Source organism: Mucilaginibacter sp. Mucisp86, from assembly GCF_047324315.1.
Classification (GTDB): domain Bacteria; phylum Bacteroidota; class Bacteroidia; order Sphingobacteriales; family Sphingobacteriaceae; genus Mucilaginibacter.
The window spans coordinates 1,296,739-1,311,209 of sequence record NZ_CP168503.1 but is presented as its reverse complement, the minus strand read 5'-3'; the positions used below and the strand labels follow the sequence as shown (position 1 = coordinate 1,311,209).

The 14,471-nt window shown below is 44.5% G+C and carries 9 protein-coding genes; 5 read left to right on the top strand and 4 right to left on the bottom strand.

Features of this window, described 5'->3' with window-relative positions; genetic code table 11:
- Window positions 1-30: 30 nt before the first annotated feature.
- Genes ACEN9X_RS05335 through ACEN9X_RS05325 form a run of 3 tightly spaced genes read right to left on the bottom strand, consistent with a single transcriptional unit; the run spans window position 31 to window position 2,365 of the window.
- The gene (locus ACEN9X_RS05335; protein WP_413669420.1) at window positions 31-453 is read right to left on the bottom strand and encodes a DUF1801 domain-containing protein; all 423 of its coding nucleotides are present in this window, start codon (window positions 451-453) and stop codon (window positions 31-33) included.
- 41 nt (window positions 454-494) lie between these two features.
- Complete coding sequence (locus tag ACEN9X_RS05330) at window positions 495-1,232, bottom strand: LytR/AlgR family response regulator transcription factor (RefSeq protein ID WP_413669419.1); 738 nt, start codon at window positions 1,230-1,232, stop codon at window positions 495-497.
- Window positions 1,232-2,365, bottom strand: coding sequence for a sensor histidine kinase (locus tag ACEN9X_RS05325; protein ID WP_413669418.1), 1,134 nt, complete (start codon window positions 2,363-2,365; stop codon window positions 1,232-1,234). Before ACEN9X_RS05325 ends, ACEN9X_RS05330 begins: the two co-directional genes overlap by 1 nt.
- 571 nt (window positions 2,366-2,936) lie before the next feature.
- On the opposite strand from ACEN9X_RS05325, the gene ACEN9X_RS05320 reads away from it, so the two are divergent.
- The 5 genes from ACEN9X_RS05320 to ACEN9X_RS05300 all read left to right on the top strand — a co-directional run bounded on the left by ACEN9X_RS05320 (window position 2,937) and on the right by ACEN9X_RS05300 (window position 13,687).
- Complete coding sequence (locus tag ACEN9X_RS05320; RefSeq protein ID WP_413669417.1) at window positions 2,937-5,402, top strand: TonB-dependent receptor domain-containing protein; 2,466 nt, start codon at window positions 2,937-2,939, stop codon at window positions 5,400-5,402.
- A 548-nt stretch (window positions 5,403-5,950) separates the two neighbouring features.
- On the top strand, window positions 5,951-9,238 hold the full coding sequence (locus tag ACEN9X_RS05315) for a SusC/RagA family TonB-linked outer membrane protein (RefSeq protein ID WP_413669416.1): 3,288 nt from the start codon (window positions 5,951-5,953) through the stop codon (window positions 9,236-9,238).
- A gap of 20 nt (window positions 9,239-9,258) precedes the next feature.
- Complete coding sequence (locus tag ACEN9X_RS05310) at window positions 9,259-11,178, top strand: RagB/SusD family nutrient uptake outer membrane protein (protein WP_413669415.1); 1,920 nt, start codon at window positions 9,259-9,261, stop codon at window positions 11,176-11,178.
- A gap of 50 nt (window positions 11,179-11,228) precedes the next feature.
- Window positions 11,229-12,455 carry a DUF4959 domain-containing protein gene (locus ACEN9X_RS05305; protein ID WP_413669414.1) on the top strand — a complete coding sequence of 409 codons (1,227 nt, stop codon included), beginning with the start codon at window positions 11,229-11,231 and terminating at the stop codon, window positions 12,453-12,455.
- A 20-nt stretch (window positions 12,456-12,475) separates the two neighbouring features.
- A complete protein-coding gene (locus tag ACEN9X_RS05300) occupies window positions 12,476-13,687 on the top strand; it encodes a DUF5000 domain-containing lipoprotein (RefSeq protein ID WP_413669413.1) in 1,212 nt (403 codons plus the stop codon).
- 242 nt (window positions 13,688-13,929) lie between these two features.
- Here the strand turns inward: ACEN9X_RS05300 and ACEN9X_RS05295 are convergent, their stop codons facing one another.
- Window positions 13,930-14,466 carry a DUF6886 family protein gene (locus ACEN9X_RS05295; RefSeq protein WP_413671112.1) on the bottom strand — a complete coding sequence of 179 codons (537 nt, stop codon included), beginning with the start codon at window positions 14,464-14,466 and terminating at the stop codon, window positions 13,930-13,932.
- Between the last annotated feature and the right edge of the window lie 5 nt (window positions 14,467-14,471).

Sequence of the window (14,471 nt, the reverse complement as noted above, 5' to 3'; positions counted from 1 at the left end):
CTTTTGTGGCAAAGATGATTTAAAGCTGTGTTATTTACAATGCGTTGTTTCGGCGTGTTTAAATGATTCGTTAAGCAACTGCATTAACACACCGGTATCCACATCGGTTAGTTTTACAATATGTGTGCAGCCGCCGCTTTGCTTGTGCTTTCCTAATTTTTGCAGTAGTTGCTCTTTGCTTTCAAAGCTGGGAAGATAAAGGGTAAGGGAACTTTTGCGAGGTGAAAAAGCAATGAGCGGGGCATCACCTTCGCGGCCGCTTTCATATTTGTAGTGATAGCTGCCAAAGCCTACTATGGCCGGCCCCCACATTTTGGCTTTATGGCTGCTGGCCTCTTCCATCAATTCAGTCAGCTTAAAACTGTCGGCGCGTTTGGTTTCATCGGCAATGGTGTTAATGAAATCGCTTACACTAACTATGGTTTCGGTGGTTTTGTTGGTGTTTTTGGCCATGACTTTATGCTGGATAAAGGTTTAAAACTGACATAAATATATCACGAAAATTTTATTTTATCCCATAGTTTGTTGGCAACAACCTGCTGTATCACCTGCTCGCGATAATTGCGGCTGATGGGGATCCGGTGCTGCCCCATAAAAATATCGTTCCCCTCAATACCTTCAATTTTACCGGTTGATACTATGTAGGATTTATGTACGCGGATAAACAATTTACTATCTAAATTTTGCTCCAAACTTTTGAGATTGAGCAGCGTAATGTATTTGCCTTTGGTGGTAAAAATGGTCACATAGTTTTGCATGCCCTCAACGTACAGGATCTCATCAAAATAGATCTTTTCATACTTGTTGCCACATTTGATGAAGAAGTAACCCTCATCGGCATCCGTTTTAGGCGCGCCCGGCTGGGCCGAATTGTTAAGCAAGCGGTGATAATCTTTAGCCTTATTAGCCGATTTAAAAAAGCGATCGAACGTAATGGGTTTCAGCAAGTAATCAAGCACATTGAGCTGGAAACCTTCGAGCGCATAGCTTGGATAGGCTGTGGTGATGATCACCATGGGAGGCTTCTGCATGATCTTTAAAAAATCGATCCCGTTCATCTTCGGCATCTGGATATCCAAAAATATCAGGTCGATGGACTGATGGTCAAGCAGTTTGATCAGTTCGAGCGGATTCTCGCAGGTACCTGTCAGGTTCAAAAAATCGACCTCGCGTACATAGCTGGCTAACCCTTCGCGGGCCAATGGTTCATCATCAATTATTACGCAGTTCATCATAGGGAAGCCATTTGTAGGGTTGCAGCCGGTTGTTCCAGTTCGGCCAGGGTTAATTGGAGGTGCACCTCAAACCGGTTATCAGTATTTTGGATTTCCAACTTATGCAGCTCAGGATAGATCAGATCGAGCCTGCGTTTTGCATTTTTAAGGCCGATGCCGCCATAATTCACTGCTTCGGTTTCCGGTTCATTGGATGTGCTGTTGGCAACATAAAAATCAAGCTGGTTGTTTGTCAGCTTCAGCTTGATATCAATCCAATTGGAATATTCTGCATCTTTTGATACGTGCTTAAAGGCATTTTCTACAAAGGTCATGAGGATAAAGGGGGCTATGCCTAAATGCCCTGGCATCTGTTCATCTACATCAAAAGAGACGTGTACATTATTATTTTGCCGCAGTTTTTCCAGCTCGATAAAGTTCTCGAGATAGGTGAGTTCTTTTCCTAAGGGAATTTGGTGGTCGTTACACTCATACAGTTGATATCTCAGCAACTCCGAAAATTTGGCCAGCGAAGCTGATGCCACGCCCGGATTTTTATGGATGAGGAAAAATATGGAGTTGATACTGTTGAACAGGAAGTGGGGGTTAAACTGGTATTTCAGGAATTTAAGTTCGGTTTCCAGTTTTTCTTTTTCGAGAAGTTGCTGGCGATGCTGGGTTTGCAGCCAGTTTTTAGTGAGTTTGATGCTCATGCCCAAAGTCATGCTGGCCACGGTAGACGGGAACGACGTATTATAAAATGATGCGAAGTCGGAAGGTTCAACCCCGAACATTTTTTTAACCGAGCAGCCCGCGAAAAAGGCGCTTAAATAATAACCGCCATTAATAAGGGACGATGCGCAGATAACGGTTAGTGAAAGGTAAATTACATATTGGGTAAGGTGACCTTTTTTCATGAATCGAGGCATTAAAAAGTAAAGGTTAAAATACACCGACAGGGCCTGGAAAATAACGTAAGCCAGGATCTTGACACTGTATGCCGAAAAGAACATGGATTTAGCTGCAGCTACGGGGTTAGCTACTGCAATAGTGAACCAAAAATAATGGTACACACACCAAAACGGGATATGGTACAGCTTGTATTTAAACAGCCAGTTTTGGTTTAATGTATCTACTGATAGCCTGTTCATTTTTTCTTTAATTGAGGAGATATTACATCTCAGCCATGGTATTGACTCACCCCGACATCGCTGCGCTCGTCACCCCTCTCCCCGCTTTGCGGAAAGAGGAGGTTCTAAATTTTTTACCCTCTTTGCGGCGTAGCCGGAGAGAGGGTGGTCCAGCGAAGCGTAGACCGGGTGAGTCGACTATACGCCATGATACCTCGGGGATGCGTTCAAAAATGCGTCATTGCGAGGAACGAAGCAATCCCAAACTATACAGAGCGGCTCTGCTCATCGGGGATTGCTTCGTTCCTCGCAATGACGTTTTTTATATAATGATTTCTAACATCATACCTAAAGATACAGCAATTGCCCTGATTTATGCACCGTCATTATACCAACCGGCACAAATAATTGACCAAATGCAACGCTTAACTTATAAATGGTAAAAAAGCTAATATGGTTTTGGTTTTAAGTGGATTAGGCTGTTTTTGTGTATCTCGTCAATTATCCGCAGCTGCTCATCACTGAAGTTTTTTAAAGTTCGCGAACCGTTTTTTATTTGCTTTCATAACCGCTAAAAAGGTTATGAAAGCATATGAAAACTTTAAGCATCAGTCTGTTATTTATTTGCCTTTTGCAGGTTGTAAAAGCGCAGGTATCAGGTCGGGTAACTACAGCCAATGGCCAGCCTTTAGCATATGTAACCGTATCGCTTATCAAAGCGGCAGATTCATCATCAGTTAAAAGTATGCTCACCACCGAAGAGGGCGCTTATAGCATTGCAGATGTACCCGCCGGCAATTATCGCCTTAAATTAAGCAGTATGGGTTATCAAACCTGGTCTTCGTCTCCTTTTAAAATCAGCGGAAACAAGGAGGCAAAATACCTTGCCGTTATTGTGATGAAAGAAGATACCCGGCAATTAGGAGAAGTAGTGGTAAGGGCCGGCAAGCCACTGTATCAGCAGCGAAGCGATGGGTTAGTGGTGAATGTGGAGAGCAGTGTGCTTACCAAAGGCAGTACGGCCTTGCAGGTATTGGAGCGGTCGCCGGGGGTAGCTATTGATCATCGGGACAATGGGATCTCATTAAATGGAAAAAGCGGAGCTACGATTATGATCAACGGAAAGCTGGTACGCATGCCACTTGCGCAGGTAACGAACCTGCTTAATGGTACCAGTGCCGATAATATTGAAAAAATAGAACTGCTGAGCACCCCGCCCGCAGGGTACGATGCCGAAGGCAGCGCCGGGATCATCAATATCGTAATGAAGAAAAGCAAAAAGCAGGGAACTAACGGGGCATACTCCCTGACCGGCGGTTATGGCATGGGCGAAAAAGGGACAGCCAGCATCAACCTCAATCATAACACCAAAAATGTTAACCTGTACGGCTCCTACACTTTCCAGCACGACCGGACCTATACCGATCTTTTCATCACCGGAAGCCAGTACATGCCCTTCATCGGTGGTAATGCCGAGGTAGAATTTTATACCAAAACCAAACGGATCAGCAATAATCATAATGCCAATTTGGGTGCAGATCTTAAGCTGGATGCCAAAACCACACTGAGCGGTAATGTAAGCTATAACAATATCCATTCGCCAAATTATACTTACAGTAATGCCGGGTACAATATCCTGCCCGATTCATTGCTCAGGTATATTGGGCATATCAACGGTAACGACCGCCTCAATAATCTCACAAGCTCAATCAATATTGAACGGGTGCTGAAAGAAGGGGAGAAGATCAGCATGGAGGGCGATTATATCCATTACAGCAGCGATGGCCCAACCGTGGTTAATACTTTCTTTGTAAATAAACATGGCGAGCAGGTGTACGCCAATAACAGCGTAAGTGCTCAGCAGCAGCGTGGATTTGCCAATACCACTATCAACGTAGGTGTGTTTAAAGCCGATTACACCAACCAGTTATCACCTTTGCTAAAGCTGGAAACCGGCGTTAAGGGTACGCATACCGGCAGTTCCAGTTCATCGGGTATCGAAAGTTCTAACAATGGGGCTTGGGAACGCAATATGCAAACCGCGGCCAATATTTACATGAAAGAAGATATCGGCGCTGCATACCTTTCCCTTAACTGGCAACTGAGCAAAGGCACAAGCCTGAATACCGGCGCGCGTTACGAATACTCATACACCAATATGGATAACCCGCAAACCGGCAGCAATATCGTGAACCGTAAACTGGGCAAGCTGTTTCCTACAGTACTATTTGCCCAAAAGCTAAACGACCGTTCCGAGCTGCAATTATCTTATACCAAAAGGATAGCCCGGCCCTCATATGATGATCTTGCTTCATACTTTGCTTACAGCGATCCTACTGCAGTTTACACCGGCAATCCGTTTCTAAAACCAACCATCACCAATAACATAAAATTGGGTTATAATTATGGGGATTACAGCTTTTCATTGCTTTACAGCCGGGATGATGACGCCATTGCCCGTTATCAGCTCAGCGAAAGCCCTGCGCGTGACATCCTGTTTATCTCTCCTCAAAATTTGCCATACCAAAACTATCTTACCTTCCAGGTTAACGCGCCGTTTAAAGTAGGCAACTGGTGGGAGATGACCTACAGCTTCGTTGGTGGACTGCGTCAGTTTAAGGAAGATTATACTTTGAATCCCCTAACCAAGTCATATTTCGGTTATTCCTTCAATTTTAACCAGCTGTTTAAATTGCCCAACAGCTTTTCGGCAGAGGTATTAGGACAATATAATTCCTTGTCGTACAACAGCACTGTACGGGTTGATGGTTTTGGGGTGATCAACGCCGGCATCAAAAAAGAGCTGAAAAATAACGGCGGCAGCCTGCAATTAGCAGTGGCCGATGTGTTCAGCGCGTCGCAGATCCACGTACGCTACGGCACGCTTACGCGCGAGGCATTTGACATAAAAAGCAACGTGCTTGTCAATACAGAAACACGGCGTTTCCCAATAATCAAGCTTACCTATACAAAATCATTTGGGAGGACAGGATCCGCAAAGCGCAGCAAACAGGAAAGCGGTTCAAAAGAAGAAAGTGATCGGCTTAAGGGCAACTAAAAGGTTTTGCAATAACAAAAAGCAGTATTGTTCATTTTTGGAGAAGTTCGTGATGCGGCCTTTCTCTTTTGTTTTCAGTATCTGCAAGGCTTTCAATATCTATCAATTCAGTTTGATAGGTTTGTTTAAAGAGCAGGTTTAAATGCCGGTAAAATACTTCAAAATAGAGTGAATGTGTTGATAATATTATCCATCTTTTTATGTGTTTTATCCATTTTAAATTTTGCGCTACTCGTATACATTTACAAAACCAATTAGTAAAATCAAACGCAAAAAATTATGAAAAGAAGCTCTACTTCCTTAATACGGCGAAACTGTCGTTGCTACAATTAAAATTTACGAAAGCTAAATAAGCCCGGCAGCTCATTTATCCATTTCAGCCAAATGATATTATTAGCTATTATTTAATTCTTCTGTTACTGGTGATTGCTTAACATTTTAATCAAAAATTAAGCTGATCCGGCATGGGAATGCTATGGACTTCAGCAACCGAGCAACTGATTTTAAAAAAACGGCTAACCCTAAATAATTTATATGAACCCAATTTTATGAAACCATTTTACAATTACGATCAATTTTCTGTGAAGAGGGACTGGCAGCAAAGCCATCTTTTCGTTGGTCGGTTATTAATGCTTCTGATACTATCATGTTTTGCCGTTAATGTGCATGCGCAAAACAAGATCACGGTTGTAGGACAGGTAACCGATACCCTTGGCCTAAAAATTCCTGGCGCCAACATCATTGCCGAAAATGTTAAGAATGTAGGTACAACGTCTGATATCAACGGTAGGTTTGTACTTGAAGTAGCGGCTGGTACCAGCCTCAAAATCTCATTTGTTGGTTTCATTGACCAGCATATTGTAGTTACAGCCGATAATCAGCATGTTACCGTCAGGCTGAAAGAACAAAAGCTCCTGGCCGAAGAGGTGGTAGTAACCGCCTTTGGTAAAAAGGAACGCAAGGAAGCCCTGGTAGGTTCGGTTACCAGTATCAAACCCGGCGAGTTGAAAATACCGGCAAGTAACCTTACCAACGCACTTGCAGGCCAGGCAGCAGGTATCATAGCCTATCAGCGCAGCGGGCAGCCGGGGCAGGACAATGCCTCGTTCTTCATCAGGGGGGTAACCACTTTTGGCTACAAACGTGACCCCTTGATTTTGATAGATAACGTGGAGCTTTCAACCAACGACCTTGCCCGGTTAAATGTTGATGACATTGCCAGCTTCTCAATATTGAAGGATGCAAGTGCTACGGCATTATACGGTGCACGTGGTGCCAACGGTGTAATTTTAGTTGCTACCAAAGAGGGTAAGCAAGGCCCGGCCAAAGTTAATTTCAGGTCGGAGTTTTCCTCATCGCAATCAACACAAACGCCGCAACTGGTTGACCCTATCCAGTACATGAACCTATACAATGAGGCTTCGTTAACGCGTGATCCATCGTTGCCGCTTCCTTTCCCTCAAACTAAAATAAACAATACAGTTAACACCATTAACCATACGCCGGGCAGTAACCCATATGTTTACCCTGCTGTGGATTGGTTGAACTTGTTATTCAAAAAAAGAGCTACCACACAACGTAATGATTTAAGCGTTAGCGGCGGCGGCCCAACTGCACGGTACTACATAGCCGGTTCATATAATATTGATAACGGCGTTTTGCGCGAGGATATCCGTAATAACAATAACAACAACGTTAAGTTCAAAAACTACCAGTTACGCTCAAACGTAAACGTTAACCTGACCAAAACTACCGAAGTTATTGTGCGTTTATCGGGCACGTTCAGCGAGTATAACGGCCCTATTACCTCCGATGGTTCTTTTGCGTCCGATCTATATAACGTGGCTATTCATACCAGTCCGGTCCTGTTCCCTGCGTATTTTGAGCCGGATGCCGCCAATGCCAATGCGCAGCACATCCTGTTCGGTAACGTTGGTTTGGCATCAGGTACTACCAGCAACAGCATCCAATATAATAACCCATATGCTGCTTTGTTAAGGGGCCATAAAAACTCATCAGAGTCAAGAATGTCGGCCCAGTTTGAGTTAAACCAGGATTTTAAGTTTATTACCGATGGTTTAAAGTTTAAAAGCATTTTCAATACCAACAGGTATTCATACTTTGATTCGCAGCTGGCTTACTCGCCTTTTTATTATAACGTAGGTAGCTACGATAAGGATAGCAACCAGTACACTTTAACCTGGCTTAATCCACAGCCAACCGGTAATAACGTAGCAACCGAATACCTGAATTACAGCCGTAATGAGCCTAATGCCAATACTTTCTTCTACCTGCAAACAGCACTGGAGTATAACAAGCCTTTTGGTAAAGGTCACAACATCAGCTCAACCTTAATTGGTACCGCTCAGCAAACGCTTTACTCAAGCGCCAAAGATCCCAAAACGGGTACTACCACCTTGCCGTATTCGTTGCCTTTCCGCAACTTAGGTTTGGCAGGCAGGTTAACTTACTCATACCTGAGCAGGTATTTCATCGAAACTAACTTTGGTTATAACGGTTCGGAACGTTTTTCTGCAAATCACCGTTACGGTTTCTTCCCAACCATTGGCGGTTCATGGGTGGTATCAAACGAAAAATTCTGGAACCCTAATATTCTTGATCGTTTAAAGATCCGCGCCAGCTACGGTTTGGTGGGTAACGATGCTATTGGCAATCAAAGGTTCTTCTACCAGTCGGATGTTACCCTTAACTCAGGGCCTAACTATGCCCAGTTTGGTATCAACAACCAATACGAGCGTAAAGGTGTGTTCATTAATAACTATGCTAACCCTGATGTTACCTGGGAAACATCAAAACAAACCAATATCGCTATTGAGGCTACCTTCCTGAAAAACTTCAACGTAGTGGCCGAGTTTTACCGCAACAACCGCTACAATATTTTACAGGAACGTACCAATACCCCAACCAGCGAAGGTTTGGAATCAACAACCAGTGCCAACCTGGGTAAGGTAAATTCAAAAGGTGTCGATCTGTCGCTCGATTATAAGCAGAGCTTCAGCAATGGCGCCTGGGCATCTATCCGCGGTAACTTCACCTACTCAACCAACAGGTACAAATACATTGAAGAGCCCGATTATAAAGAGTCATGGAGGCACTTTATCGGTCAGCCGATAAGCCGCGGTTATGGTTACATAGCCGAACGTTTGTTTGTTGACGATCAGGAAGCCCGCAACTCGCCAACACAGATCTTCAGCGCTAACGGCACAAACGGTATCCTGCCACAAGGCGGCGATATCAAATACCGCGACCTGAACGGCGATGGTAAGATCGACTACCTCGACCAAACCTTTTTAGGCTATCCGCAAACCCCTGAAATTGTTTACGGCTTCGGTTTCTCAACCGGGTACAAAGGGTTCGACCTTTCGGCCTTCTTCCAGGGGCAGGCAAGGGTATCGTTCTTTATCGATCCAAACAAGGTTAGCCCATTCATCCCGAGTAACGACGCCTACATCTACGGCAATACCCAGGTGCTGCAGGCTTTTGCCGATAGCCATTGGAGTGAGGAGCACCAGGACTTATACGCCTTATATCCGCGTTTGGGCACTACCTCCACTACAGTGCTTAACAATTTACAGCCAAGTACCTGGTGGTTGCGCGATGGCAGTTTCATGAGGCTTAAATCGGTTGAGATAGGTTACACGCTGCCAAAAAATATATCAAAAGCAATGCACCTTACCAATTGCCGCATTTACTTTAACGGCCTTAACCTGCTTACCTGGAGCCCCTTCAAAATGTGGGACCCTGAGCAGGGCGGTAACGGCTTTGCTTATCCGATACAAAAGGTGTTTAACTTGGGCTTAAACGTGAATTTATAACCGTAAACGGATTTAGAAAGATGAAAAATTTAAGATCATATTATAAAATTGTTATGCTGGCCGCCTTGGTTACCGTGGGCCAGTCGTGCAAAAAATACCTGGATATCACTCCTGATAATGTGGCCACGATAGACTATACCTTCCGTAACCGTAACGAAGCGGAAGATTACCTGTTTACCTGCTACTCAACCATGCAGCATTTAAACGATGTGGTGAACAACCCGGGTTTTGTATATTCGTCAGAGATCGTGTACCCCAATACACTGAACGATCATTACTTTAATGAGGCAGGGTTTAACCTGATCCGCGGCTTGCAAAGTAATTCAAATGTAAGCCTCAACTATTGGGATGGTGCCAACGGTGGTCTGGCAATTTTTCAGGCATTGAGAAGATGTAATATCATGCTGGAAAACATTGATAAACCCATAGACCTGAGTGCATCCGAAAAGAAAAGATGGATTGCCGAAACCAAATTCCTCAAAGCATACTATCACTATTACCTCATCCGCATGTACGGCCCTATGCTGCTGATCAAGGAAAATTTTCCGATCAATGCATCGGCCGAGGAAGTGAAACGTAAACGCTCATCAGTTGATGAAGGCTTTGAATATGTGGTGTCATTGCTTGATGAGGCTATACCTGATCTGCCGCCGGTTATTGATAACCAGGCTACCGAGTTTGGCCGGATCACCAAGTTTATCGCATTATCTGTCAAGGCCGAGATCCTGACTACAGCTGCAAGTCCGCTGTTTAATGGTAACCCCGATTATGCCGGCTTTAAAGACCATGATGGTAAAAACCTGTTTTCAACCACTTATGATGCAGGTAAATGGCAAAAAGCTGCCGATGCCTGTAAAGCAGCGATAACCGAATGCGAAGCGCAAGGGCTTAAGCTATATACTACGCCGCCAACTGTTGGCGTAGGCAATGTATCCGACAAGCTGAAAAAGGTTTTAACCCTGCAAAATGATATCACCGAAAAATGGGAGCAAAATCCCGAGCTGATCTGGGCGATGAATTATGGCTTTACTTACCAGAATTTCACTATCCCAAGGATGACTTCGGCGGCAGTAGGTTTGGCATCAACCAACCCCGGTACTTTTGCAGTGCCTATCCAAACTGCCGATCTGTTTTATACTGACAAAGGCGTGCCGATCAACGAGGATAAAACCTGGGATTATACTAATCGTAATTCCACGCAAACAGGCGATGACTCAAGTGCACCGCTTATCATGAGCGGCTACGAAACCGCCAAAGCCCACTTTAACCGCGAATTGAGGTTTTATGCCGATATCGGTTTTGATGGTGGTATCTGGTTTGGTAACGGTAAACGCGACGAAAGTACTGCTTATTATGTGCAGGCCCGCGGCCCTTATGCCTTGGCCGGTCCTAAAAGTATCAGCGCTACCAATATCACCGGTTACTGGCCTAAAAAGCTGGCCAATTACCTGTCGGTTTATGACAACATCTTCACTACCGAAAACTATCATTTACCGGTAATGCGCCTGTCAGGTTTATACCTGTTATATGCCGAAGCGCTGAACGAGGTGCAGGGCCCAACAGCCGAGGTTTACTCATACATTGACAGGGTACGTGCAAGAGCAGGTTTAGATGGTGTGCAGGCATCATGGAGCAATTACTCAAAAAATCCCTCCAAACCAGGTTCAAAAGATGGTTTAAGAGCTATCATTCACCAGGAACGCCGGATTGAGCTTTGTTTTGAAGCACAAAGCGGCTGGGACCTGCGCCGCTGGAAAGAACTACAGGATGTGCTGAGCAAGCCCATCCAGGGATGGAATATTTATGAGGGTACCGCGGTTAACTATTATCGCCCGCAAACCATCATACAGCCGGTATTTGGTATCAAAGATTATTTATGGCCTATCAGTACTAATGATCTGATAGTGAATAATAACCTTACCCAAAATCCTTACTGGTAGGAGCATCTGTTTACTGAAAAGATTAAATAATTAATATAGAAATATAAATTATGAAAAAGATTAATAACCGCAGATGGCTCACCGGTTTAATGCTTATGCCGGTTTTGCTGATCATGCTTATCGTTTCCTGTAAAAAGGGCGAATCAAACATCGAGGTGGTATCCAATGATACTACTAAGCCCGGCGTGGTCACCAATGTAAAGGTTGAGAATTTAAATGGCGCGGCAAGGCTTACCTATACGCTGCCCAATTCCAAAAACCTGCTGTACGTTTTAGCCAGTTATAACATTAATGATAAAACAACCAGGGAAACCAAGGCCAGCTATTATACGGATACCATTACAGTTGATGGTTTTGCGAGGGCTAAAGACTACGAAGTTACCCTGTATGCGGTAAGCCGTGCCAACGTTAAATCAGATCCGGTTGTGGTAAAGGTTAGTCCTAAAACGCCCAACTATTTACTCATCAATGATAACCTGGATATTACTCCCGATTTTGGCGGCGCCAATTTCTTCGGCTTAAACCCTAATAAAGTGCCAATTGCCGTGCATGTGCTATCGTTAAATGATAAAACCAATAAATATGACGAGCAGGACCCGCAATACATCAATACCGATTCGGTGAATTTTTCGGTACGTGGTTTTGATGCCACGCCTAAAAAGTTTGGTGTATACACTACCGATAGGTTTGGCAATGTTTCGGATACGGTATATAAAACCCTTACGCCGCTTTTTGAAACCTTGCTGGACAAAAGCAAATTTTATACTTATCATCTGGATAGCGATAGCCCTATCGGCTATGGCTGGGAGTTCAAATACCTGTTTGACGGTAACACCGGCGAACCTGGCTGGCATACCCTCAGTGCACCTACCAAACAGGGGACCTTTGCTTTGGGCGTAAATGCCAAGCTGAGCCGTTTTGTTTTATGGGAAAGGTTGAGCGGTGTTTTCGGTTACCAGAATATCAGGCAGCTTACCTTATGGGGCACCAGCAGCGATGCGCCAAAAGATTCGGTGCTGCCTAAAAATTCGGCTCCCGGCACGGTATCCGGCGATTGGGTTAACCTGGGCAACTTTACTTATCCTAACCCACCGTCGGGCTTACCGCCAAACCAGGCCAACGCGTCCGATCTGGCTTTTGTGGCCGCGGGTGTAAACTTCAAGATCAACATCAACGCGCCTGCTACTAAATTCATTCGGTTGGAATGTACACAAACCTGGGGCGGTTTGGATTATGTGAATGCACTGGAGATCTCATTATATGGCAACCCATTGTAATACAATTAAAAATTAAAGACATGAAGATCAGATACAGTATAGCTGCTTTCTTTTTGGCGAGTATTGCAATATTTGCCTGTAAAAAGTACGATAAGGATTATAAGGCGTTTTTAGACAACCATGAGGTAACTTATCCGGGTTTGGCAAGTAAAGTAACTTTCCATCCCGGTAATTTAAGGGCGGTATTGGTTTGGCACCCAAGCCCCGATCCGAGTATTAAAAACTATAAGATCACCTGGAACAACGCCACCGACTCGGTAATTGTTGATGCTTCAAGCCACAGCCCGGCGGATTCGATCAGTGTATCCATCCCTAATTTAAAAGAGTATGTGTACAGTTTCAGGTTGGTAGCGAGGGATAATGCGGGCAATTCATCAGTTGGACAGGATATTAACAATGTGCGTGTTTATGGCGCGGCCTATCAGTCGGCCTTGTTAAACCGTTCATATAATACGGCTAATCCATTCCAGGTAAATGATAATGGCTCGGTGAGGTTGTTTTTTATTAAGGCCGATACCGGTAACGTTTCAACCACCATCAAATACACCAATACAGCTGGTGCCGAGGCAACAAAAGAACTTAGTGTAGATAGTAGCGGGATAACATTGACCGATCTTAAACTGGGAACAGCTATCCAGTACCGGTCATCATACAAACCAACGGCTGATGCGGTTGATGTGTTCAATACCGCAGCTTTTGATGATTTTCCAAAGATCTATGGGATAGTAGAGTGCGACAAATCATTGTTTAAAGCCTATAATTTGCCTACCGATATTCCGTCGGCATACGGCTGGGAAACTTATTACCTGTGGGATAAGAGCACCAATGAACCGGGCTTCCATACACCGGGAACAAGCATGCCGCAATGGTTTACGTTTGATATGGGGCAGCAGGCATCGCTGGCTAAAATGAAGATCTGGCAGCGTACTTCAGCCTTGTATAATTATGGCAATCCTAAACGCTTCGAGATCTACGGCAGCAACAGCCCAGGTGCGGATGGTAGTTATGGCAGTTGGACAAAACTGGCAAGCTTTACCTCGGTTAAGCCATCAGGCTTGCCAACAGGGCAAACCACCCAGGCTGATGCCGACTTTGCCGCAGCCGGCGAGCCGTTCAACTTCCCTGCCGACTTGCCTGCCTACCGTTATATCAGGTTCAAAGTACTGGAAACCTGGGGCGGAACAAATTACTTCCATCTCATAGAACTAACGATGTACAAAGTGGATAAATAAAAACTTGGTTTGGTTTAATAATGGCAATTTCCCGTTGTTTCAATTGAAGCAGCGGGATTTGTGGTTTTAAGGGGGGACGGAGGCTTTATAAAAGATGTCATTTCGACTGAGCAGGGGCAGAGTGAGCGCAGGGGCGAAAGAGAAATCTTATACGCCAGGCATCCGATTAGCATAGTCGCTCAATAGGGAGTATAAGATTTCTCACTCGTTCCTCGTTTCGAAATGACAATTTTTTAAGGAAGCTATCCCTTCGCATTCCGCATCCTGATCAATGAAAACTGCAGGCTGGAATCGCGGACTGCCTCCGCAATACAAATTAAAGATGGCATAAACCGCAGTTCAATATTTCTGCTTAACAACGCGGCCATGATATCATCAATAACGGTAACCGCTATTGGCAAAGCCGGTTTATAGGATACGTAATAGCCTGCGCATTCATCTATCAACACAAAATCGTCAGATAAAAACTCATAGCAGTATAGTGTCGTTTCTTTGATCCGCTGATACCAGCCGCTTTCCACAGCAACAACATGACTGGCCGTTGTATTGCCCATGAACCTTTGCTTATCTGCGTCAGTAGTATTAGCTCCTGCATAAAACGTTACCCTCGGACAATCGCGGGGCAACAGGTAATTGTGCAGCAACTGATCGTTTATAGCAAAAACAAGATTACCTGTAATATTATCAAAATGCGATGGGGAAGGGCGGGGAGTAAATATGCTGATGCCGGGCTGTTCGCTGATATGGAAAAGTCGGGGTTTGGGCGGGTGCAGGTGCATAGCCA

Bases quoted from the DNA above. Each gene is read 5' to 3' on its own strand.
- ACEN9X_RS05305 (WP_413669414.1), top strand. From the start codon at position 11,229: ATGAAAAAGATTAATAACCGCAGATGGCTCACCGGTTTAATGCTTATG.
- ACEN9X_RS05335 (WP_413669420.1), bottom strand. From the start codon at position 453: ATGGCCAAAAACACCAACAAAACCACCGAAACCATAGTTAGTGTAAGC.
- ACEN9X_RS05310 (WP_413669415.1), top strand. From the start codon at position 9,259: ATGAAAAATTTAAGATCATATTATAAAATTGTTATGCTGGCCGCCTTG.
- ACEN9X_RS05295 (WP_413671112.1), bottom strand. From the start codon at position 14,466: ATGCACCTGCACCCGCCCAAACCCCGACTTTTCCATATCAGCGAACAG.
- ACEN9X_RS05325 (WP_413669418.1), bottom strand. From the start codon at position 2,365: ATGAACAGGCTATCAGTAGATACATTAAACCAAAACTGGCTGTTTAAA.
- ACEN9X_RS05300 (WP_413669413.1), top strand. From the start codon at position 12,476: ATGAAGATCAGATACAGTATAGCTGCTTTCTTTTTGGCGAGTATTGCA.
- ACEN9X_RS05330 (WP_413669419.1), bottom strand. From the start codon at position 1,232: ATGAACTGCGTAATAATTGATGATGAACCATTGGCCCGCGAAGGGTTA.
- ACEN9X_RS05320 (WP_413669417.1), top strand. From the start codon at position 2,937: ATGAAAACTTTAAGCATCAGTCTGTTATTTATTTGCCTTTTGCAGGTT.
- ACEN9X_RS05315 (WP_413669416.1), top strand. From the start codon at position 5,951: ATGAAACCATTTTACAATTACGATCAATTTTCTGTGAAGAGGGACTGG.